The organism is Microlunatus sp. M237 (assembly GCF_056896895.1).
Window position 1 is genome coordinate 616,459 of sequence record NZ_JBXHBL010000003.1, and the last position, 19,592, is coordinate 636,050.

The 19,592-nt window shown below is 69.5% G+C and carries 20 protein-coding genes, 4 tRNA genes, 1 pseudogene and 1 riboswitch; of the genes and pseudogenes, 4 read left to right on the plus strand and 21 right to left on the minus strand.

The features are described from left to right. Positions 1-39: 39 nt before the first annotated feature. Entirely contained in the window at positions 40-1,287 is a 1,248-nt protein-coding gene (locus AC1XX3_RS13910) for an MFS transporter (protein WP_483321735.1), read from the plus strand. Here AC1XX3_RS13910 and gcvP read toward each other — a convergent pair. From gcvP to AC1XX3_RS14005, 19 genes and pseudogenes are all read right to left on the minus strand, one after another. Continuing rightward, positions 1,230-4,091, minus strand: a complete 2,862-nt coding sequence (gene gcvP / locus AC1XX3_RS13915; protein ID WP_483321736.1) for an aminomethyl-transferring glycine dehydrogenase — start codon at positions 4,089-4,091, stop codon at positions 1,230-1,232. The genes AC1XX3_RS13910 and gcvP overlap by 58 nt on opposite strands. Positions 4,092-4,176: 85 nt before the next feature. Next, positions 4,177-4,280: riboswitch (glycine riboswitch) on the minus strand. Between the two features lie 53 nt (positions 4,281-4,333). Further along, a complete protein-coding gene (locus AC1XX3_RS13920) occupies positions 4,334-4,894 on the minus strand; it encodes a MerR family transcriptional regulator (RefSeq protein WP_483322110.1) in 561 nt (186 codons plus the stop codon). Positions 4,895-5,148: 254 nt separating this feature from the next. Further along, the gene (locus AC1XX3_RS13925) at positions 5,149-5,646 is read right to left on the minus strand and encodes a bifunctional nuclease family protein (RefSeq protein WP_483321737.1); all 498 of its coding nucleotides are present in this window, start codon (positions 5,644-5,646) and stop codon (positions 5,149-5,151) included. Positions 5,647-5,761: 115 nt separating this feature from the next. Continuing rightward, entirely contained in the window at positions 5,762-6,478 is a 717-nt protein-coding gene (ftsR, locus tag AC1XX3_RS13930) for a transcriptional regulator FtsR (RefSeq protein WP_483321738.1), read from the minus strand. A gap of 14 nt (positions 6,479-6,492) precedes the next feature. After that, positions 6,493-6,867, minus strand: a complete 375-nt coding sequence (locus AC1XX3_RS13935) for an FHA domain-containing protein (RefSeq protein WP_483322111.1) — start codon at positions 6,865-6,867, stop codon at positions 6,493-6,495. Positions 6,868-6,939: 72 nt separating this feature from the next. Then, positions 6,940-7,011: pseudogene (locus AC1XX3_RS13940) on the minus strand (zinc-ribbon domain-containing protein); the annotation flags it as partial. A gap of 117 nt (positions 7,012-7,128) precedes the next feature. Further along, complete coding sequence (gene gcvH, locus AC1XX3_RS13945; protein ID WP_483321739.1) at positions 7,129-7,515, minus strand: glycine cleavage system protein GcvH; 387 nt, start codon at positions 7,513-7,515, stop codon at positions 7,129-7,131. A gap of 22 nt (positions 7,516-7,537) precedes the next feature. Next, positions 7,538-8,542 (minus strand): DUF881 domain-containing protein, encoded by a 1,005-nt coding sequence (locus AC1XX3_RS13950; RefSeq protein ID WP_483321740.1) that lies wholly within the window; start codon positions 8,540-8,542, stop codon positions 7,538-7,540. Then, positions 8,535-8,867 (minus strand): small basic family protein, encoded by a 333-nt coding sequence (locus AC1XX3_RS13955; RefSeq protein WP_483321741.1) that lies wholly within the window; start codon positions 8,865-8,867, stop codon positions 8,535-8,537. The genes AC1XX3_RS13950 and AC1XX3_RS13955 overlap by 8 nt, the downstream gene beginning before the upstream one ends. Beyond that, positions 8,864-9,733 carry a DUF881 domain-containing protein gene (locus AC1XX3_RS13960; RefSeq protein ID WP_483321742.1) on the minus strand — a complete coding sequence of 290 codons (870 nt, stop codon included), beginning with the start codon at positions 9,731-9,733 and terminating at the stop codon, positions 8,864-8,866. Before AC1XX3_RS13960 ends, AC1XX3_RS13955 begins: the two co-directional genes overlap by 4 nt. Then, a complete protein-coding gene (gene clsA, locus AC1XX3_RS13965; RefSeq protein WP_483321743.1) occupies positions 9,730-10,359 on the minus strand; it encodes a cardiolipin synthase ClsA in 630 nt (209 codons plus the stop codon). Before clsA ends, AC1XX3_RS13960 begins: the two co-directional genes overlap by 4 nt. A 27-nt stretch (positions 10,360-10,386) precedes the next feature. Then, positions 10,387-10,980, minus strand: coding sequence for a hypothetical protein (locus AC1XX3_RS13970; protein WP_483321744.1), 594 nt, complete (start codon positions 10,978-10,980; stop codon positions 10,387-10,389). Continuing rightward, a complete protein-coding gene (locus AC1XX3_RS13975) occupies positions 10,977-12,125 on the minus strand; it encodes a glycosyltransferase family 4 protein (RefSeq protein WP_483321745.1) in 1,149 nt (382 codons plus the stop codon). Before AC1XX3_RS13975 ends, AC1XX3_RS13970 begins: the two co-directional genes overlap by 4 nt. Beyond that, complete coding sequence (locus tag AC1XX3_RS13980) at positions 12,122-13,015, minus strand: phosphatidylinositol mannoside acyltransferase (RefSeq protein WP_483321746.1); 894 nt, start codon at positions 13,013-13,015, stop codon at positions 12,122-12,124. Before AC1XX3_RS13980 ends, AC1XX3_RS13975 begins: the two co-directional genes overlap by 4 nt. Further along, entirely contained in the window at positions 12,999-13,616 is a 618-nt protein-coding gene (pgsA, locus tag AC1XX3_RS13985) for a phosphatidylinositol phosphate synthase (RefSeq protein ID WP_483321747.1), read from the minus strand. The genes AC1XX3_RS13980 and pgsA overlap by 17 nt, the downstream gene beginning before the upstream one ends. Then, on the minus strand, positions 13,616-14,173 hold the full coding sequence (locus AC1XX3_RS13990) for an HIT family protein (RefSeq protein ID WP_483321748.1): 558 nt from the start codon (positions 14,171-14,173) through the stop codon (positions 13,616-13,618). Before AC1XX3_RS13990 ends, pgsA begins: the two co-directional genes overlap by 1 nt. A 17-nt stretch (positions 14,174-14,190) precedes the next feature. After that, the gene (gene thrS / locus AC1XX3_RS13995) at positions 14,191-16,242 is read right to left on the minus strand and encodes a threonine--tRNA ligase (RefSeq protein WP_483321749.1); all 2,052 of its coding nucleotides are present in this window, start codon (positions 16,240-16,242) and stop codon (positions 14,191-14,193) included. Positions 16,243-16,352: 110 nt separating this feature from the next. Next, a tRNA-Val gene (locus tag AC1XX3_RS14000) sits at positions 16,353-16,424 on the minus strand. Between the two features lie 116 nt (positions 16,425-16,540). Next, complete coding sequence (locus tag AC1XX3_RS14005; protein WP_483321750.1) at positions 16,541-17,401, minus strand: aminotransferase class IV; 861 nt, start codon at positions 17,399-17,401, stop codon at positions 16,541-16,543. Between the two features lie 139 nt (positions 17,402-17,540). Between AC1XX3_RS14005 and AC1XX3_RS14010 the strand changes: the two genes are divergently transcribed. The 3 genes from AC1XX3_RS14010 (at position 17,541) to AC1XX3_RS14020 (ending at position 17,799) form a co-directional block, all read left to right on the plus strand. Further along, a tRNA-Gly gene (locus AC1XX3_RS14010) sits at positions 17,541-17,613 on the plus strand. 39 nt (positions 17,614-17,652) lie between these two features. Beyond that, positions 17,653-17,723 (plus strand) — tRNA-Cys (locus tag AC1XX3_RS14015). 1 nt (position 17,724) lies between these two features. Continuing rightward, positions 17,725-17,799, plus strand: a tRNA-Val gene (locus tag AC1XX3_RS14020). 82 nt (positions 17,800-17,881) lie between these two features. Here the strand turns inward: AC1XX3_RS14020 and AC1XX3_RS14025 are convergent. Both AC1XX3_RS14025 and AC1XX3_RS14030 read right to left on the minus strand, forming a co-directional pair. Next, on the minus strand, positions 17,882-18,115 hold the full coding sequence (locus tag AC1XX3_RS14025) for a tyrosine-type recombinase/integrase (protein ID WP_483321751.1): 234 nt from the start codon (positions 18,113-18,115) through the stop codon (positions 17,882-17,884). After that, entirely contained in the window at positions 18,028-18,987 is a 960-nt protein-coding gene (locus tag AC1XX3_RS14030; protein WP_483321752.1) for an SDR family NAD(P)-dependent oxidoreductase, read from the minus strand. Before AC1XX3_RS14030 ends, AC1XX3_RS14025 begins: the two co-directional genes overlap by 88 nt. Positions 18,988-19,592 lie beyond the last annotated feature (605 nt).

Sequence of the window (19,592 nt, forward strand, 5' to 3'; positions counted from 1 at the left end):
CGGCGGGCGACCGAGAGAGGGCCGATAGAGTCCCCGGCCATGGCCACTTCCCCGGCGGGCCCGGTGTCCCGCGACCTCTATGCCACCTTCGTCTGCTTCATGCTCAGCGGAGTTCTGGCCGGCACCTGGTTCGCCCGTATCCCCGCCTTCCGCGACCACCTCGGTGCCGATCTGCGCACCATGGGCCTCGTGCTGCTCTGCTTCGGCCTGGGGTCGTTCTGCGGCATGCCCTTCGGCAGCCGACTGAGCCGGCGGTTCTCCGCCCGCAGCGTGGCTGCCGCCACGTCGATCATCACCTGCATCCTGATGCCGTTGCTCACCGTGGTGGACAACGTCTGGGTGTTCTCGGCGGTCCTCCTGGTGGCCGGGGCCACCTTCGGGCTCTGGGAGGTGATGCTCAACATCCACGGTGCGGAGGTGGAGCGCGCCAGCGGACGTACGGTGATGTCGGCCCTGCACGGGCTGTGGAGCGGTGGTCTCATCCTTGGCTCCGGTCTCGGGGCGGTGCTCGCCTCCACCGACGTTGCGCTGTCGGTCCATCTGCTGGCGGTGGTTCCGCTGCTGGCGGTGCTGACTGTGGTGTTCACCCGTCCCTGGCGCGGCTATCCGGTGGTGGTCGCGGACTCCGCACCAGCGTCCGCCGCCGAGGGGGGCGTCCGGTCCCTGCGCGTCCCGATCCTGCTGCTGGCGGCCATGACGCTGTGTTCCAACGTCGGTGAGGGATCAGCCGGCGACTGGCTGGCGCTGTACGCCCACGATGAGCGCGGCGTGGCCGAGGGTCCGGCCGTCGCGGTCTATACCGTCTACTCGGTGGCACTGACGGTCGGCCGACTGTTCGGGCATGTCGTGATGAACCGACTCGGCCGGGTCACCACCCTGCGACTGTCGGGTCTGGTCACCGCGGCGGGGATCGCCTGCACCCTGTTCGTCCCCACCGCCGGCGGCCTCTACGTCGGTGCCGTGATCTGGGGGCTGGGACTGGCTGTCGTCTTCCCGGCCGCGATCAGCGCCGCCGGCGACCACGGTGGCGCCAACGCCGCCGGGGCCATCTCCGCGGTGTCGACGATGGCGTTCGGCGCGTTCCTGCTCGGCCCGCCGCTGATCGGTCTGCTGGCTGAGCGGACCAGCATCGGCAGCGCCCTTCAGGTCGTGCTGGTACTGGCCTTCGGCATCTCCGCCCTGGCGTTCGCCGCCCGCGGCCCGAGGCAGCCGCAGGCGGCGCTGGCCACTCAGTCCTCGAACTCCTCCGGCGGCGGGCAGGAGCACACCAGGTTGCGGTCGCCGTAGACCCCGTCGATCCGGGCCACCGCAGGCCAGTACTTGTCGCTGCCGCGGGCGGCGATCGGTCCGCGGTGCCGGCCGGCGGGGAACGCCGCCTCGGTCCGGGTGTACGGATGACTCCACTCGTCGGCCGTCACCCGCGCCTGGGTGTGCGGCGCGTGCACCAGCGGGTTGTCGTCGAGGGGCCACTGTCCGGCCTCGACCGCGGCGATCTCCTCCCGGATGCTGATCATGGCGTCGCAGAACCGGTCCAGCTCGTAGAGGTTCTCCGACTCGGTCGGCTCGACCATCAGCGTGCCGGTGACCGGGAAGCTCATGGTGGGCGCGTGGAAGCCGTAGTCGATCAGCCGCTTGGCGACGTCGTCGACGGTGATCTTGCTCGACTTGGTCAGCGGTCGCAGATCCAAGATGCACTCGTGCGCGACCCGTCCGTTACGCCCGGAATACAGCACCGGGTAGTGCTCGCCCAGCCGGGTGGCCACATAGTTCGCCGCCAGCAGGGCATGCTCGGTGGCGGAGGTGAGGCCGTCGGCGCCCATCATGGCGATGTAGGCGTAGCTGATCGGCAGGATCCCGGCTGAGCCGTACGGGGCCGCGGAGATGGGGCCCACCCCGGTGTCCGGACCGGCTGCGTCGAGGAGCGGGTGGTTGGGCAGGAACGGCACCAGATGCGCTCCGACCGCGACCGGTCCGACGCCGGGGCCGCCACCGCCGTGCGGGATACAGAAGGTCTTGTGCAGGTTCAGGTGGCTGACGTCGGCGCCGAACCTGCCCGGCTGGGCGAGTCCGAGCAGCGCGTTCAGGTTCGCACCGTCGACGTAGACCTGGCCGCCGGCGTCGTGCACCATGGCGCAGAGGTCGGTGATGCCCTCCTCGAACACGCCGTGGGTCGAGGGGTAGGTGACCATGATCCCGGCCAACTGGTCGTGATGGGCTTCGATCTTGACCTTCAAATCGTCCAGGTCGACCGACCCGTCACCGGTGGCCTTGACCACCACCACCTTCATCCCGGCCATCACCGCCGACGCCGCGTTGGTGCCGTGCGCCGACGACGGGATCAGGCAGATCCGCCGGTCGGTGTCGCCGCGGGCGTCATGGTAGGCACGGATGGCCAACAGCCCGGCCAGCTCGCCCTGGCTGCCGGCGTTGGGCTGGATCGACACCCGGGCGTAGCCGGTGACCTCGGCCAGCCACGCCTCGAGGGTCTCGATCAGCACCGCGTAGCCCGTGGCGTCCTCGACCGGCACGAACGGGTGCAGGTTGGCGAATCCGTCGTAGGAGATGGGCTCCATCTCGGTGGTGGCGTTGAGCTTCATGGTGCAGGAGCCGAGCGGGATCATCCCCCGGTCCAGCGCGAAGTCGCGGTCCGACAGGGCCCGGAGGTAGCGCAGCATCGAGGTCTCGCTGTGATGGCTGTTGAACACCGGGTGACTCAGGTACGCGCTGCCGCGCTCGCTGCCGGCCAGGTCGCCGACGGGCTGCGCACCGGCGGACAGGCCGAAGGCGGAGCGGACGGCGTCCAGGGCCGCCTTGCCGACGTCCTCACCGACCGAGAGACCCAGGTGGTCGGCGTCGACCCGACGCAGATGCACGCCGGCCGCACGGGCGGCCTGCAGATAGCGGTCGGCCTCGCCGGGCACCCGCACCAGCACGGTGTCGAAGAACGAGTGGTGGACCACCTCGAAGCCGCCCGCGACCAGCTCGCCGGCGAGACCGGTGGCGGTCTGGTGCACGGAGGTGGCGATCCGGCGCAGGCCGGCGGGGCCGTGGTAGACCGCGTACATGCTGGCGGTGACGGCCAGCAGCACCTGGGCGGTGCAGATGTTGGAGGTCGCCTTCTCCCGGCGGATGTGCTGCTCGCGGGTCTGCAGGGCGAGCCGGTAGGCGCTGGTGCCGTCGGCATCCACCGAGACGCCGACCAGACGACCGGGCAGCGTACGTTCCAGACCGGCCCGGACCGCGATGAAGCCGGCGTGAGGGCCGCCGTAGAACAGCGGTACGCCGAAGCGCTGGCTGGAGCCGACCGCCACGTCGGCGCCCCACTCGCCGGGCGGGGTGGTCAGCGTCAGCGCCAGCAGGTCGCAGGCGGCGATCACCATCGCGCCCTTGGCGTGGGCCTGCTCTGCCACGGCCCGGAGCTCGTCGGTGCCGGCCAGCCGTCCGCTGGCTCCCGGGGTCTGGACGACCACGGCGAACGGCTCGACCGCGTCCAGCGCCTCGGACAGGTCACCCTCGGCGACCACCACCTCCAGGCCCAGCGCCGCGGCGCGGGTCCGGACCACGGCGATCGTCTGCGGCAGGGTGTCGGCGTCGAGGACGATCACCTTCCCGCCCTTCACGGCGCGGCGGGCCAGCGTCATGGCCTCAGCCACGGCCGTACCCTCGTCCAGCAGGCTGGCCCCGGCCGTGGGCAGACCGGTGAGGTCGGAGATCACCGTCTGGAAGTTGAGCAGCGCCTCGAGCCGGCCCTGGCTGATCTCCGGCTGGTACGGCGTATAGGCCGTGTACCAGGCGGGGTCCTCCAGCACGTTGCGACGGATGACGGCCGGCGTCACGGTGCCGTAGTAGCCCAGACCGATCATCGGGGTGAGCGGGTTGTTGCGGGCCGCCAGCGCCCGCAACACCGTCAAGGTGTCGGACTCGCTGAGTGCCGGCGGCAGCTGAAGCGGTTCGCGCATCCGGATCGCCCGCGGCATCGCGGAGTCCACGAGCTCGTCCAAGGTGGCGAGCCCCAGGGCGGCGAGCATCACGTCGCGCTCGTCCTGCTCGGGTCCGATGTGGCGGGGAACGAACGAGTCGGTGCCGACCATGGGAGACAACTCTCTGTTGCACGGAAGGTGCGCGCCGAACCGGCGTGATGCACTCCCCCTCTGTCGCCCTCGGCTTCAGAGTTGCCCACAGGTCGCGGTTCTGGGTGCCTGAGAGGTTCCGGGGATGTTGCCCCTTCGGCGCCACCCGAGCTCATCGACGAGCCGGGCGGTCTCTCCCGCGTTGCGTTGCAGCGCGAGTCAGCCTACCCGAGGCGGGCGGCCGCTGCGTACCGGTCCGGCGCTCAGCTGGCGGAACGGGTCCGTCGGCGCCGTGACAGCTCGTCATTGGTCTCGGCCGGCGAAGAGTCGCCGTCCTCGCTCCGCTCGGCGGCGACCCGCTCGGCCGGCAGCGCCGACAAGGTGCCCTCGATGTCGCGCCAGACGCCGCCCAGGGCGATGCCGAACACACCCTGGCCGCCGCGCAGCAGGTCGATCACCTCGTCGTCGGAGGTGCACTCGAAGACGGAGACGCCGTCGCTCATCAAGGTGACCTGGGTCAGGTCGTCGACGCCCCGGGCCCGCAGGTGGTCGATCGCGGTGCGGATCTGCTGCAGCGAGATGCCGGCGTCGATCAGTCGCTTGATCACCTTGAGGATGAGGATGTCGCGAAAGCTGTAGAGCCGCTGCGAGCCGGAGCCCGAAGCGCCGCGGACCGTGGGCCGCACCAGGTCGGTACGCGCCCAGTAGTCCAGCTGACGGTAGGTGATGCCGGCTGCGCTGCAGGCCACCGGACCGCGGAAGCCCAGGTCATGCGGCATCGGGGAGAAGTCGCCCTCGAACAGCAGACCCTGTGCGTCGACCATGGCGTCGTCGTCGACGGCGGAACCTGCGGGCTGGCCCGCTGCCGGTCGGTCTGTGCTGCTCACGTGCGCCTCCGAGATTCACCACGGTGAGAGAAAATCCCTCACCCGTAATTCCACAGTCGGTATTACCCAGAAGACGCTACGACCGAACGCGCCGCACGGTCAACGACACGCCGACGACGGCCCCGACCAATCGTCAGGTCTAGACCTCGACCTGAGGTTTGCTCCAACAGGCCCAGACTCGGGTCACCAGGTCACGACTTGGGCTCTTCGCCGGTGACGAAGTCGTCCGGATTGACCTGGTCCAAGAACTCCCGGAACTTCTCCACCTCGTCCTCCTCGGCCTCCTCCGGCTCCTCCGACTCGGGGATCTCGATCCCGGCCTCGTCCAAGACGTCCTCGGCGCAGAAGATCTCCGAACCCACCCGCAGTGCCAGGGCGATGGCGTCACTGGGGCGGGCGCTGACCTCGATGCCGTCCACCAGCAGCACGGCATAGAACGTTCCGCCGTCAAGCTCGGTGATATGCACCTCCGTCAGCCGGTGACCCAAGGTGGCGAGCGTGTCGACCAGGAGGTCGTGGGTCAGCGGTCGTGGCGGCACCACACCCTCCTGGGCGTTGGCGATCGCTGAGGCCTCACCGGCTCCGATCCAGATCGGCAGGTAACGGGTGCCGCCCACCTCGCGCAGCAGCACCATCGGCGCGTTGGAGGGCATCTCGACCCTCACTCCGACCACATCCAGTTCGCGCATGATGCAACCCTACTTCGCACCGCTGCCGCGGCAAGAGGACGGGCCCACAAAGAGCGCTCGGGGAGACAAGCCCAGCAGACAAGCCCGGCCGGCGAGCCGGTCCGGTGGGCTGCAGTCAGCGGTCCATGGCCGTACGGACCAGCGCTGCGTGGAAGCTGATCACCAGCTGGGTGACCTCGCCGGAGACATCGCGGTTGCCCCCTGCTCGACGTACGTGCGGCGCGATGGCCTGCTCGACCAGCCCGACCTCGCGGTCGGCCGACATCTTGAAGGCGCGCAGGTGGCGGCCGTCGATGCCGTACTCGGCCATCTTCTTGGCGGCGATGGCCAGCGTCAGCGCCTCGCGGCCGTAGTGGTTGGTGCCGCGTTTGGTCTGGACGATCTGGGTCCGCTCCAGCTCCGACAGCGCGGCCTCGCTGATCCCGCTCGCCTCGAGCAGGTCGCGGCGGGTCAGCCGCAGCGGCTTCTTGGCAGTGGAAGCGGGCGCGGCCGCGGGGGCCGGTCGACCCGGCGGCGGCGAGGCCGGCGCCGGCGGCGGAACGGGTCGCAGCGGGTCCAGGGCCGGCGGCTGCATGCCCCGGTCCATCAGATCCAGGTGCTCGCGGATGACCTTCAGCGGCAGGTAGTGGTCGCGCTGCACCGACAAGATGTAGCGCAGCCGGTCGATGTCCTCCAGCGAATAGCGTCGATAGCCCGAGGGCGCGCGCTGAGGTGAGACGAGCCCTTCGCTCTCCAGGAACCGGATCTTGGAGATCGAGATGTCGGGGAAGTCACCCTTGAGCGAGGCGAGCACCTGTCCGATGCTGCGCAGGCTCGGCTGGGCCGCTGGCATGTGGTCGCGAAGCCTTACTCGACGCCCTGGGCGCTCGCGAAGTAGACCAGCCGGAACTTGCCGATCTGCACCTCGTCGCCGTGGCGCAGCAGGCACTCCTCGACCAGGTCACGGTTGACGTAGGTGCCGTTGAGGCTGCCCAGGTCCTTCAGCATCGTGCCCTCGGGAGTCCTGGTGAAGACCGCGTGCTTGCGAGAGACGGAGATGTCGTCGAGGAAGATATCCGCGCTCTGGTGCCGACCCACGGTGACGGAGTCGGTGTTCAGCAGGAACCGGCTGCCCGCGTTGGAACCGCGTTGGACGATCAGCAGTGCGGACCCCGACGGCAACGCCTTGACGGCCGCTTCCTCCTCGACGCTCAGAGCGCCGTCCTCGCGATCCTCGACCATGGCCGGGATGGTCTTGGTCGTGTCTCCGCTCGCCGCCCGCTCAGAGCTCTCCGGCGCCGACTGTTCAGACAGTGGCGCACCGCACTGCCCGCAGAAGTTGCTTCTGTCGGGATTGTCGTGCCCGCAGTTCGTGCAGTACGGCATGAGACTCGACTTTCGGTTCAGACCTCGGCGATGTCGAGGTGTGGTGGAGAGTGTAGGGCTTGCACCACAGCCGCGCTGCCACCCGGCCGTGGCTGGCGCCGCCGGGATGCGGTCATCTTAGGCGCTGACCTCCTCGGCGTACGCGTCGGCGTCGAGCAGGTCTTCCAGATCCGCGTCCGCGTCCATCTCGACCTCGAACAGCCAACCGTCACCGTAAGGGTCAGAGTTGATGGTCTCCGGAGTGCTGTTCAGCTGTTCGTTGATCGCGGCCACCGTGCCGGACACCGGGCAGAACAGATCGGAGACGCTCTTGGTCGACTCGAGCTCACCGCAGGCGTCCCCGGCCGCCACGGCCTCGCCCAGCGCGGGCAATGAGACGAAGACGATGTCACCCAGCTGCTCGGCGGCGTAGTCGGTGACGCCCACCCGCACGGTGCTGCCGTTGCCACTACGGACCCACTCGTGCTCCGAGGTGTATTTCAGGTCTTCGGGAAAGTTGGACACGTACTGCTCCTCGAGGTGGTGCTCAGCGGGGGGTTGGTGGCGGCGTTGCCGGCTGAGCGTACTGATTGGCCGTGGGAGTGTGCAAGGACTCGACGACGACCCGCTTCAGCTGCTCGATCTGCACCGACCCGCCGATCCCCGGTCCGGTGATCTCGCTGACGATACCGCCCCGGAACCGGGCCGCTTCCTCCAGGCTGTGGGGGTCGCCGATGACCTCGATGGTGATCGGCGCCGACACCGGCTTGCCGTCCACGACGAGTCCGGACGAGCCGGTGCCGAACCACGTCGAGGCAACCACCCGCACCGTGTTGTTGATCTCGATCACCTCCGCGCCGGCGTCTCGCATCTCCTCCACCGCGTCGAGGACCACATCGGCGTTGACCTTGCCGCCGGGGTCGGTGATCCGCATCCGGATGCCGGGGCCTTCAGCCGGTACGGTGCCGGCCAGGATGGAGAGCACCTCGATCCGCTTCTCCGCCTCCTGTCGGGCCACCCGCTGCGTGTCGGCCCCGGACTGGAGGTTGGTCTTGGTCCGCTCCAGGTCCGCGATCTCGCCCTCCAGCCGGCGCGACTCCTGACCGAGGCCGTCGAGCAGCTGGATCAGGTCTTCCCGCCTGGCGGTGGTGTAGGCGTCGTCGGCGGTGTTGATGCGGACCTGCATCACCCCACCCATCCCGACCACGAACAAGATGACCGCGGCGATGATCTGACCACGCCCCGGATGCACCAGCGACCGCAGCAGCCGCCGACGCCGAGATCCGGGGTCCGCCGACCCGGTCTGGCCAGCCGTCGCAGCCTGTTCCGTCGCCGCCTGTTCTGTCGCAGCCTGGCCCGCTGTCGCCGTCTCACCCGGCGCGGTCTGGTCCTCCGACGATGCGGCGGCGGCCGTGGTCGTCTCGTCGACGGCGGGCTCGGCGCCTTCGGCCTGCTCCGGCCGCGACCTGCCGGGTCGTCGGTTCAGCCCTCTGCGGGGGTTGACCGCCGCGTGCCGGGGCCGGGCGGGCGGGCGGCGTCGGGGCTCAGGCATGGAACAGCGCCCGGCGGATCGCCGCCGCGTTGGTGAAGATCCGGATGCCCAGCACGACGACCACGCCGGTGGACAGCTGCGAGCCGACCCCGATCTGGTCGCCGACGTAGACGATGGCTGCGGCGATCAGCACATTGGAGATGAACGACACGACGAACACCCGGTCGGTAAAGTTGCCGTCCAGGTAGGCCCGGAAGGCACCGAACAACGCGTCCATGGCGGCAACGATGGCGATCGGCAGATAGGGCTGCAGCGCCTGCGGGATGGTCGGCTCGAGCAGCAGTCCGAGAATGATGCCGGCGAGCAGTCCGAGCAGCGGGATCATGACTTGGCCTTCTTCGCGTAACGCAGCACCATGCCCGGGTCGGCGGCCAGGGTCATCTCATCCACACTGCTGATCTCGTATCTCATCCGACGGTTCTGGGCCAGTTCGTTCCAGGCTATCCCGCCGGCCGACTCCACGTAACGGGCCTCCATGGTCCGTGGGTCACCGATCGCCTCGATCCGGTACGGCCGGGTGAGCGAGCGGTAGTCCACGGTGATGGCGTCGCCGGCGCCGCGGATGGCGGTCAGCGCGGACAGCCGGTGCCCGTTGATGGCGATCGCTTCAGCCCCGGCCTGCCACAGGCCGTTGACGAGTGCCTGGAGGTCGATGTCCAAGACGCGGTCGCGGTGTTCCTCGGTCCCGGTCGGCGCGTCGTCGACCACCACCAACAGGCCGGGTCCCTTGACGGCCACGTTGCCGACCACCGGATCGAGGGCGTTGATCTGGCTCTGCAGCCGCCGTGCGGTGCTGTCGGCGCCGAGGGCCGCCGCCCGCAGACCCGCGATCTCGTCGGACAACGTGGTGACCCGGGCCTGGAGCTGGTCCTGCTCGGCTTCGGCGGTCTGGATCCGACGGATCAGCTCGGTCCGCTCCCCCGCCAGCACCGGTGCCGTCCGGTTCGTCTGCAGCGCCGCGACCGCGAACAGGGCGCCGATCAGCACCGCCACCACGACTAGCTGCAGCCGACCGGCCGACCGTGGGGCGCCGCGCGCGGCGACGATGGCATAGTCCGGGTCGACCGGCTGGCGGATGATCGAGTTGAGCAGGTCCATGCTCGCGTCGACCGGCCGCGAACCGCTGTCGGGTCCGCTGGACTCGGCCGACCGCGAACGCCGCGGCTTCGGCGAGTCGGGTGGGCTGGTCATCCGGTCACGGGCCGACGGCGGACCGGCGGCAAGTCGCGGACCAGCTTGACGGTCTGCGCGATGTAGAGGCAGCCGGCCCACCAATACAGCCCGGTCCCCCACAGGGCGAACGCCCAGCCGAGCACCCGGGCGACCAGCGCGAAGGTGCCGTCGCCTGCCCCGAGCAGCACGAGCGGGAAGGCATAGAGGAGATTGAAGGTGGCAGCCTTGCCGAGGAAGTGGACGGGCAGCGACGAGAACCCGCGGGTCTTCAGCACCGGCACGAGCAGCGTGATCACCACGTCGCGGGCGACCAGAACCGCGACCAGCCACCAGGGGATGATGTCGCGGATGGCTAGGCCGATCAGCGTGGCCAGGATGTAGAAGCGGTCGGCGATCGGGTCGAGCATCTGCCCCAACCGCGAACGCTGGTTCCAGCGGCGGGCCAGGAACCCATCCAGCCAGTCGGTGAATCCGGCGACCATCAGGACCAGCACGGCGATCACATCCGCCCGTGGCCCGAGAATCAGCCACAGCAGCAGCGGCACCCCGGCCAGCCGCAACAGGCTCAGGACGTTGGGCAGCGTCCAGACCCGGTCCGTGTCGAACCCGGACGGGTTGGGCCTGGTCACTGCGTCGGTGGGCACGGTTCCTCCTTGCGTCGCTTCTTCAGACTAATTGGCCCGGCGTCCGACCGGGTGCAGGTGTCCACCCACCGCGTGCCGATCGGCTGCGTTGTCGTGACCGGCCGCGGCCCCGGCGGTCGGCGCGCTGTGCACCCAGACCGCCGCCAGCGGATCGTCGGCCATCTCGAAGGACTGCGGCTCGGCGGCGCGGCCGGCGAGCCGGAAGAGGCGTACCAGCGGGGAGCCGCGAAGCGTACGCGCCGTCGAGACCGCGTCGTTGTGCAGCCGCCGAGCCAGCGCGGCCTGCCGCTGCTCCTCCTCCAGCCCGGTCAGGCCGACGAGAGCGACCACCTGACCCAGCGTGCTCTCGGCCCGCTCCCGATCACCGTGACCAGATCCGGGTTCCAGCGCCCGGTCGGCGGCGTCGCGGACCAGCAGCACGCTGACCGGGTCCAACACCTCGACCGTGGCCAGCTCCAGCACCCGCTCGGCCCGGCGGTCCAGTGCGGACCGCAGCATCGACCAGGTGCGCTCCGCCCGCCGATGGGCCCGGTCCAACCGGGTGGCGAGCCGGCTCAGCCGCCAACCGAGCAGCAGGCCGGCGACCAGAAACAGCGCCAGCCACCACCATCCGCCGGTCATCGGGTCCCCGTCCGCCGGGGCAGCTCCGCGACCGGCGAACCGCCGGCGACCGCTCGGTAGACCTCGGTGATCTGCGCGGCGATCCGGTCCCAGTCGTAGCGCCGGGCGAAGTCGCGCGCCGCCGCGGTCCGCACCGGGTCGGCAGCCGTGGCCACCCGGGCGACGGCCGCGGCCAGGGCCGCCGGGTCGCCGGTGGTGAACGTCTGCCCGAGCGGTCCCGGGTGCTCGGCATTCCCGGCGAGGATGTCGAGGAACGCGGGCAGGTCGGACGCGACCACCGCCGCGCCGGCAGCCATCGCCTCCAACAGCACCAGGCCGAAGCTCTCCCGCGCGAGGTGCGGGGCGACGAACACGTCGGAGGAGGCCAGCAGCCGGGCCCGCTCGGCGTCGTCGGGGCGAACGAGCGGCCCGACTCCCGGCGGGAGCGTACGGGTCCCCTGTCCGGCGACCACCAGCTCGACATCGCCGATCGCCGCCCGGAGCAGCGGCAGCGCAGCCAGCAGCACGTCGAGGCCTTTGCGGGGCTCGTCCACCCGGCCCAGGAAGGTGACCCGGGGGGCTCGGTCGCCTCTGCCGGCCGTCCGACGGTCGATGGAGCTGAACTCGGCATGGTCGAAGCCGTTGCCGATCACCACGGCGTCGCGCCCGAGATGGCGCACCACGACCTCACGGGCGGACTCCGAGACCGCGATCCCCGCGTCGATCTTCTCGATCGCGCCGCGGAGGGCGCCACCGGCCAAGGCCATGGTGCGAGACCGCGGGGTGGCGGTGTGGAACGTGGCGACCACCGGCACCTCAGCCGCCCACAGGGCCAGCATCGCGATGCTGGGGGTGATCGGCTCGTGCAGGTGCAGCACATCGAGCGCCTGCGTACGCAGCCAATGGCGCACGCGGGCGGCACTCAGCGGACCGAAGTTCACCCGGGCGATCGACCCGTTGTACGGCACCGGCACCGCGGTTCCTGCGGAGGTGAACCGGTCAGCCAGCCAGGGATCGCGGCCCACAGTCGCGTCAGGCAGCTCACCGGGCGCGAGGATCGCCGGGTCGTACCCACGGGTATGCAGGTGGCGGGCCAGTCCGAGCACGTGGTTCTGCACCCCGCCGGGGATGTCGAAGGAGTACGGGCACACCATCCCGATCCTCATCCGGCGTCCCCTCCCGAGGCGGGGACGGCGAGCTGGTCGAAGAATGGCTGGAACATGTGCCAGTCCTGCGGCTGCGCAGCGATCTGGTCCGCGAAGAAGTCGGCCACCTGCTGGGTCATCGCCACCAGACCGGCGCGTCCGGGCGCGGCCGGCACCGGCGGGGCGAAGCTGATCTGCATCCCGCTGGCCGTGAACCGGCACACGGCAGGAACCAGAGCGGCGCCGGTCCGGCGAGCGACCATGGCCGGTCCCGCGGGCATCCGCACGACGGCCCCGGTGGCGCCCCATGTCACTGGCAGACCGGTGCCCTCGAGGTCGCGGTCCGCGACCAGGCACACCAGCCGGCCGGAGCGAACCGCCGAGGCCAGCTCAGACATGGCGCCCGGGTCGTCGTGGGCGAGCACCCGCATGCCGAGGCCCTCACGAAACGCGAGAAACTCGGCGAACTCGTCGGGGGCCAGCCGTTCGGCCACCGTGGTCACCGGCATCCCGGTGCTACAGGCCCAGGCCCCGGCCAGGTCCCAGTTGCCGCTGTGCGGCAGGGCCACCACCGCCCCCGTGCTCGCGTACGCCGAACGCAGGTGCTCCTCGCCGGTGGTCGTCACCCGCTGTCGCACCGCGGCGGGGCCCCAGCCGGGCAGCGAGAACCCCTCGAAGAAGTTCCGCAGATAGCTCTCCACCGCGCGCTGCACCAAGGAGTCGTCCACCGCAGCACCGGTGACGACCTCGAGGTTGCGCCGCAGCACCGCCACTGCTGCGGGTGGTCGTTGGGTGGCAACCCAGCCGCCGGCGCGCGCGAGACTCCGTTGCAGGCCCCAGGGCAGCCGTGGGCCCAGCCGCCAACCGAGGTGGATCAGCGAGCGGACCAGGCGGTCAGACCGGCTGGACATCGCCGAGCTTGGCCTGCCGCCGGACCTGACCGAACCGCTGACCGACCGTGATCACGCCCGCCACGGCGAGCGCGGCGACGGCGACCTCGAGGACGTACGGCACACCGAGCCCGGCCAGCAGGGTCCCGGCGAGGATGATCAGCAGCCGGTCGGCTCGGGCGGCGAGACCGCCGCGGCAGGTGAACCCGAGGCTCTCGGCCCGGGCCTTGACGTAGGAGGTGAGCTGGCCCATCACCAGGGCCGCCAGCGTGACGGCGGTCCACAGCAGCGAGTCACGCGGACCGGCGAACCACAGCAGCAGACCACCGAAGACCGCGCCGTCGCCGAACCTGTCGAGGCTGGAGTCCAAGAAGGCACCCCACTTGCTCGTCTTGCCACTGACCTTCGCCATCTGGCCGTCGAGCATGTCGGAGAAGACGAAGAAGGTGACCACCACCACGCCCTGCCACAGCCAGCCGCGGGGGAAGCAGATCAGAGCCGCGGCCACCACGCCGGCGGTGCCGATCACCGTGACGAGGTCAGGTGAGACGCCCCGGGCCAGCAGGAAGCGGGCGACCGGGCCGAGGATCTTGGCCCAACGATTGCGGAAACGCTCGAGCATCAGGCCTGCAGCCCTGTCCAGGCCCGCGCGACCCGGTCCCGGGTGTCGCCCAGCAGCTCGGGCAACGCCTTGGTCTGTCCGATCACCGGCAAGAAGTTGGCGTCGCCGGCCCAGCGCGGAACGACGTGCTGGTGCAGGTGCGCAGCGATGCCGGCGCCCGCCACTGCGCCCTGGTTCAGCCCGAGGTTGAAGCCGGCCGGCGCGCTGGCGGCTCGGAGCACCCGCATCGACTGCTGGGTGAGCTCGGCCACCTCGAGCGTCTCCGCCGGAGTCAGGTCCACGTAGTCGGCGACGTGTCGGTAGGGACAGACGAGCAGGTGCCCCGGCGAGTACGGGTAGAGGTTCAACACCACGAAGGCCTGCTCGCCACGGTGCACGATCAGCGCGTCCTCGTCGTCGCGGGCCGGAACCAGGCAGAACGGGCACTCCCCCGCGTCCGCCGACGGTGGCTTGTTCTCGCCCTGGATGTAGGCCATCCGGTGTGGGGTCCACAGCCGGTCGAAAGCGTCCGGCGTGCCGGCCAGCGGGCGCTCGTCGACGAACTCGGGATCAGCCATCTGCACAGTCTCCCTTGTCAGGCGTCGGAACGAGGAACTGCCCCGGAGCCGGACTCCTGGAGATCCCCCGCGGAGTACGCCTGGAGGTCGCTCGCACCGACCACCTGGGCGCGGTCGGCGATCGCCGCGACGATCCGGTCGATCGCGTCCTGGACCGGTACGCCGTTGTCGGTGGAGCCATCGCGGAAGCGGAAGGAGACGGCGTCGGCCGCGACGTCGTCGCCGCCGGCGATCAGCATGAACGGCACCTTGGCCTTCTGCGCCGTCCGGATCTTCTTCTGCATCCGGTCGTCGGAGGCGTCGACGTCGACCCGTACGCCGGCCTTCTTGAGGCGAGCGGCCACGTCGAACAGATAGTCCGTGTAGTCACCGGCCACCGGGATGCCGACGACCTGGACCGGGGCCAGCCAGGGCGGGAAGGCGCCGGCGTAGTGCTCGGTGAGCACGCCGATGAACCGCTCGATGGAACCGAACTTGGCCGAGTGGATCATCACCGGCTGCTGCCGGGTGCCGTCAGCAGCCTGGTATTCCAGTCCGAACCGGGCCGGCTGGTTGAAGTCGTACTGGATCGTCGACATCTGCCAGCTGCGACCGATGGCGTCGCGGGTCTGGACCGAGATCTTCGGGCCGTAATACGCCGCGCCACCCGGGTCGGGCACCAGCTCGAGCCCGGACTCCTTGCCGACGGCCTCCAGCACCGCAGTCGCCGTCTCCCACTCCTCGTCGGAGCCGATGAACTTGTCCGAGTCGGGGTCGCGGGTGGACAGCTCGAGGTAGTAGTCGTCCAGGCCGAAGTCCTTCAGCAGGCTGAGGACGAAGTTGAGCAGGTGCTTGATCTCACCCGGCGCCTGCTCGGCCGTGACGTAGGAGTGTGAGTCGTCTTGGGTCATGCCGCGGACCCGGGTCAGCCCGTGGACCACGCCCGACTTCTCGTAGCGATAGACGGAGCCGAACTCGAACAGCCGCATCGGCAGCTCGCGGTAGGACCGGCCCCGGGAGCGGAAGATCAGGTTGTGCATCGGGCAGTTCATCGCCTTGAGGCGATACTCGGCGTTCTCCAGCTCCATCGGCGGGAACATGCCGTCGGCGTAGTACGGAAGGTGACCCGAGGTGTGGAACAGGCCTTCCTTCGAGATGTGCGGGGTGCCGACGTAGTCGAAGCCCTCCTCGATGTGCCGGCGACGGACGTAGTCCTCCATCTCCCTCTTGATCACCCCGCCCTTGGGGTGGAAGACGGGCAGGCCGGAGCCCAGCTCGTCGGGGAACGAGAACAGGTCAAGCTCCAGGCCGAGCTTGCGGTGGTCGCGCTTGGCGGCCTCCTCCAGCCGAGTCTGGTACGCCTTCAGCTCGTCGCGGCTCGGCCAGGCCGTGCCGTAGACGCGCTGCAGCTGGGCGTTCTCCTGGTTGCCACGCCAGTAGGCAGCCGAGCTGCGGGTGACGGCGAAGGCCGGGATGTAGCCCGTGTGCGGCACGTGCGGGCCGCGGCAGAGGTCCTTCCAGGCCACGGAGTCGTCACGACGCAGGTTGTCGTAGATCGTCAGCTCGCCGGCGCCGACCTCGACGTTGGAGCCGTCGTCGCTGCTCGAGCCGCCCTTGAGCCCGATCAGTTCCAGCTTGTACGGCTCCTCCGCCAGCTCGGCGCGCGCCTCGTCGTCGGTGACGACCCGGCGCCGGAAGCGCTGCCGTTCCTTGATGATGCGCTGCATCGACTTCTCGAGCGCCTTGAGGTCGTCGGGCGTGAACGGCTCGGCGAGGTCGAAGTCGTAGTAGAACCCGTCGACGATCGGCGGACCGATGCCGAGCTTGGCGTCATAGCCGGCCTGGACCGCCTGGGCCAGCACGTGCGCGGCGGAGTGGCGCAGGATGGCGAGGCCCTCGTCGGAGCCGATCTCGACCGGCTGGACCTCGGTGGCGTCGCCGAGCGGCAGGTGCAGGTCGCGGACCTCGCCGTCCACCCGGATCGCGACGACGGTGCGGTCGTCACCGAAGAGGTCGAGGCCGGTGGTGGTCTCCGTGATCTCCTGCGAGTGCGACTGACCTGCGCGGACCACGGTGATCGAACCGGACACGACGACTTCCTTCCTGTGCGGCGGCGCCTGGACCGGTGTCCGGGCGGCGGGATGAGCCTGATGAAACAACTGAACCCCCGTTGCGCGGTGGCAACGAGGGCTCAGGCGGGTGGGCGATACTGGGTTCGAACCAGTGACCTCTTCGGTGTGAACGAAGCGCGCTACCACTGCGCCAATCGCCCGCTGTCGTGTGCCTCTCGCGAGGCGCGTCGCCAACCATATCCCATCTCCCGCGGTGGTTCGAACTCGTATCCGCCCATGGCGCGTTCGCCGCGCCGCGGGAGATGGGAGCGGCGGTTCAGACCTCCAGCGCGGACTCCGACCGGGCGATGAAGTCCTCGGCGATGGCCCGGGTCCGCGGGCCGGGCGCCTCCCAGGTGACGGCGTCCCAGCGGTGCACGGCCTGGATGTCGCGCAGCGAGGAGGTGATGAAGACCTCGTCGGCGGCGTGGGCCTGGGTCAGGGTGAGGTCCTCCTCGACCACGTCGTACCACTCCAGGACGAGGTCGCGGGTGATGCCGGCCAGCGGGCCTGAGGTCAGCGGCGGGGTGACGATCCGGTTGCCGAAGACGCAGAACACGTTGGAGCCGGTGCCCTCGCAGACCATCCCTGCGGTGTTGAGGAACATCGCTTCGGAGGCGCCCTGCTCGTCGGCGTAGGCGAGCCCGCGGACGTTCTCCCCGTACGAGGTGGACTTCACCCCGGTCAGGGCGCCGAACTCGTTGCGGCGCCACGGTGTGGTCACGATGGCGGCGGACGGGTCGGAGCGGACGCGGGAGTCGGCGGCCACGACGAGGGTGGGCGGGCCGAAGGCGGCCTGCGAGCCGAGTGGCCCACGACCACCGGTGTAGGTGATCCGGATCTTGCCATCGGTGAACGTCCGCCCCTCCAGCACCGCGTCGATCGCCGAGCGGATCAGTTCGTGGTCCGGGTCGGGCAGGCCGAGGGCTCGGGCCGAGCGGGTCATCCGGTCCAGGTGGCGACCCACCGTGAACGGTCCCAGCGCGGTGACCTTCAGCGCCTCGAAGACGCCGTCGCCCACCACCAGCCCGTGGTCGGTGGCCGCGATCCGAGCCTCGTGCGGGTTGTCCAGCACTGTGCCGTCGATCCACAGCCGTAGCGAGTCGGTCAGCGGTGCCGGCGAGGTCGTTGTGGTCATGTCCCCCAGCCTAGAACGCGACGGCCAGCGGCGCTGGGACTGGCTTACACGGGGGTGATTTGGACAGGCGCGCTCGGCTCGGCTATGGTTTTCCAGCGCGCTGATCCAGGCGGCGGAACGCCTCCCGGATCGTGAGCATGCGGACGTAGCTCAGTTGGTAGAGCACCACCTTGCCAAGGTGGATGTCGCGAGTTCGAGTCTCGTCGTCCGCTCGGAGTTCACTCCACAATTGGGGAGAATCCCAAGACTGTGGTGGAGTGGCCGAGAGGCGAGGCAACGGACTGCAAATCCGTGTACACGGGTTCAAATCCCGTCTCCACCTCGGGCGATTGGCGCAGCGGTAGCGCGCTTCCCTGACACGGAAGAGGTCACTGGTTCGATCCCAGTATCGCCCACCAGCAACACCCCTGGTCAGAGGGCTGTTCGAGGTCAGGGTTCGTAGCGTTCCGACCCTCCGCAAGGCCCTGCTTACCTAAGTGCTTACCTACCTCCCGTCTCGTTGCTCGGGAACAGTGCATCCATTGCGCTCGCGCCTCGCGTCAGCACGGGGCGCAGTTCTTTGCGGTAGACGAGCTCGGTCACCCGGCTGCTGGCGTGCCCCACGAGGTGCGAGATGTCCTCGATGCTCATACCTGTGCTGGACAGCAACGAGACGAAGCTGTGGCGCAGCTCACGTGGCGTCCACGCTTGAGCGTCCAGTCCTGCCCTCGCCACGACCCGCCGAAAGGCACGACGGACGTTGGCGGCGTCCAGGGTGTCCCCACGCTCGTGCTGAACACCAGATCGAGATCCTGCCAGCGCTCTCCCGCGGCTAAACGAGCCTCCACTTGCCCTTGGCGATGCGTGCGGAGCGCCTCGATGGCTCGCGCGGGCAGCTCGATCGTGCGGCGTGAGTGTCGGGTCTTGGTATCACCAGTCGCCCGCACCGATCGCCACAACGCAACGGTGTTGGGCTCACTACCGAGTTCGACGTGTGCCCACGTGAGGGCGCGAAGTTCCTCGGTCCGAGCGCCCGTGAGTAACGACATGATGATGTAGCACCGCATCCCCTCGTCGGCATCGGCCGCTGCCATCAAACGGTGGGCCTCCTCAACGGTGAGCGCCTTCGATGGACGCCCCGCACGCCCCCTAGGAGGGTCGACTAGGACCGCAACGTTTCGTTTAACCAAGTCCCGCGCCTGGGCCCCCAGCGTCCCGGTGCCGGGCACGAGATCGCCCAGGGCTTCAAGCACCCGCATCGGCGACAGGGCGTTCGTCACCATCACCTCGATGAACGTCTCGGTTGACACCCGTGGCAGCTCGTCGTCGTCGTTGGCAATCGCCCCGTTGACGAACAACAGGTCCAAGTGACGACCGCTCAGCCGTTGCCGCAGGTAACCCAGCTGGCCCTGGTCGCTCATGTCCAGGACCTCCACCTCGAGATCCCCGTCGTATGAGTCCGCGACCTCGTGCAGCGCTGTCCTCCCGCTGCCGCGCACGGTGCCGATGACGTGCCAACCGCGGCGGACGAGCTCTCGGCACAAACCAAGCCCGATGGTGCGCGAGGCGCCTACAACCAACGCCGTCCTGTTCTCGTTTCGGTCCACGAGGACTCCCCTACTCTCCTGGTCAGCACCTCGAACGCTAGGCGAAGACAGTTCCACAGGCGAAGCGAAGGGGCACCCTGCTGTTAGGCCTGTTGATCAACCACGACCATCAGTCGCACACCGCGGATCGGCTCGCAAGAGTCGATCAACCCGTGAGGTGCCGAGTAGCCGTGGCTAGGTGAGGCGCTGTGCGGCTGGGGCGCGCCTGAGGAGCAGCTCCACTGCTTACACAGTGCCTCGTCCAGCACCACGACGCGCCCACTGTTGGTGTCGGCCCGGGCTTAGTACTCCCAGCTTTCGGGGAGAAGCCGGATCGCTCTTCGGCTTCGCGGGTGCTGGCGGTGCTGTTGCGGTGGGGCATCAGGGCGGATCGGGCCCCCTGCGGCAGTGCAAGAAGAGCAAGCACACGATGAGAGGTACAGACTCGCCGGCTACTGCGTGCTCCGCACCAGGGTCGGCTACCGCCTGCTCCCCCCATGGAGATCGGCTCCTCTTCAGGTAATGCACAGACTCTGAGACTCTAGGCAAGCGCCTTCGCTGTTCCTCTCGAGGCTGCCATTGACGCAAGCGCCCATAGGGGCGGGGCCTGCAGACTGGGCTGAGAC

Coding starts and splice junctions, on each gene's coding strand:
- AC1XX3_RS13910 (WP_483321735.1), top strand. CDS start 40: ATGGCCACTTCCCCGGCGGGCCCGGTGTCCCGCGACCTCTATGCCACC.
- gcvP (WP_483321736.1), bottom strand. CDS start 4,091: ATGGTCGGCACCGACTCGTTCGTTCCCCGCCACATCGGACCCGAGCAG.
- AC1XX3_RS13920 (WP_483322110.1), bottom strand. CDS start 4,894: ATGGTCGACGCACAGGGTCTGCTGTTCGAGGGCGACTTCTCCCCGATG.
- AC1XX3_RS13925 (WP_483321737.1), bottom strand. CDS start 5,646: ATGCGCGAACTGGATGTGGTCGGAGTGAGGGTCGAGATGCCCTCCAAC.
- ftsR (WP_483321738.1), bottom strand. CDS start 6,478: ATGCCAGCGGCCCAGCCGAGCCTGCGCAGCATCGGACAGGTGCTCGCC.
- AC1XX3_RS13935 (WP_483322111.1), bottom strand. CDS start 6,867: ATGGTCGAGGATCGCGAGGACGGCGCTCTGAGCGTCGAGGAGGAAGCG.
- AC1XX3_RS13950 (WP_483321740.1), bottom strand. CDS start 8,542: ATGCCTGAGCCCCGACGCCGCCCGCCCGCCCGGCCCCGGCACGCGGCG.
- AC1XX3_RS13955 (WP_483321741.1), bottom strand. CDS start 8,867: ATGATCCCGCTGCTCGGACTGCTCGCCGGCATCATTCTCGGACTGCTG.
- AC1XX3_RS13960 (WP_483321742.1), bottom strand. CDS start 9,733: ATGACCAGCCCACCCGACTCGCCGAAGCCGCGGCGTTCGCGGTCGGCC.
- AC1XX3_RS13970 (WP_483321744.1), bottom strand. CDS start 10,980: ATGACCGGCGGATGGTGGTGGCTGGCGCTGTTTCTGGTCGCCGGCCTG.
- AC1XX3_RS13975 (WP_483321745.1), bottom strand. CDS start 12,125: ATGAGGATCGGGATGGTGTGCCCGTACTCCTTCGACATCCCCGGCGGG.
- AC1XX3_RS13980 (WP_483321746.1), bottom strand. CDS start 13,015: ATGTCCAGCCGGTCTGACCGCCTGGTCCGCTCGCTGATCCACCTCGGT.
- pgsA (WP_483321747.1), bottom strand. CDS start 13,616: ATGCTCGAGCGTTTCCGCAATCGTTGGGCCAAGATCCTCGGCCCGGTC.
- AC1XX3_RS13990 (WP_483321748.1), bottom strand. CDS start 14,173: ATGGCTGATCCCGAGTTCGTCGACGAGCGCCCGCTGGCCGGCACGCCG.
- AC1XX3_RS14005 (WP_483321750.1), bottom strand. CDS start 17,401: ATGACCACAACGACCTCGCCGGCACCGCTGACCGACTCGCTACGGCTG.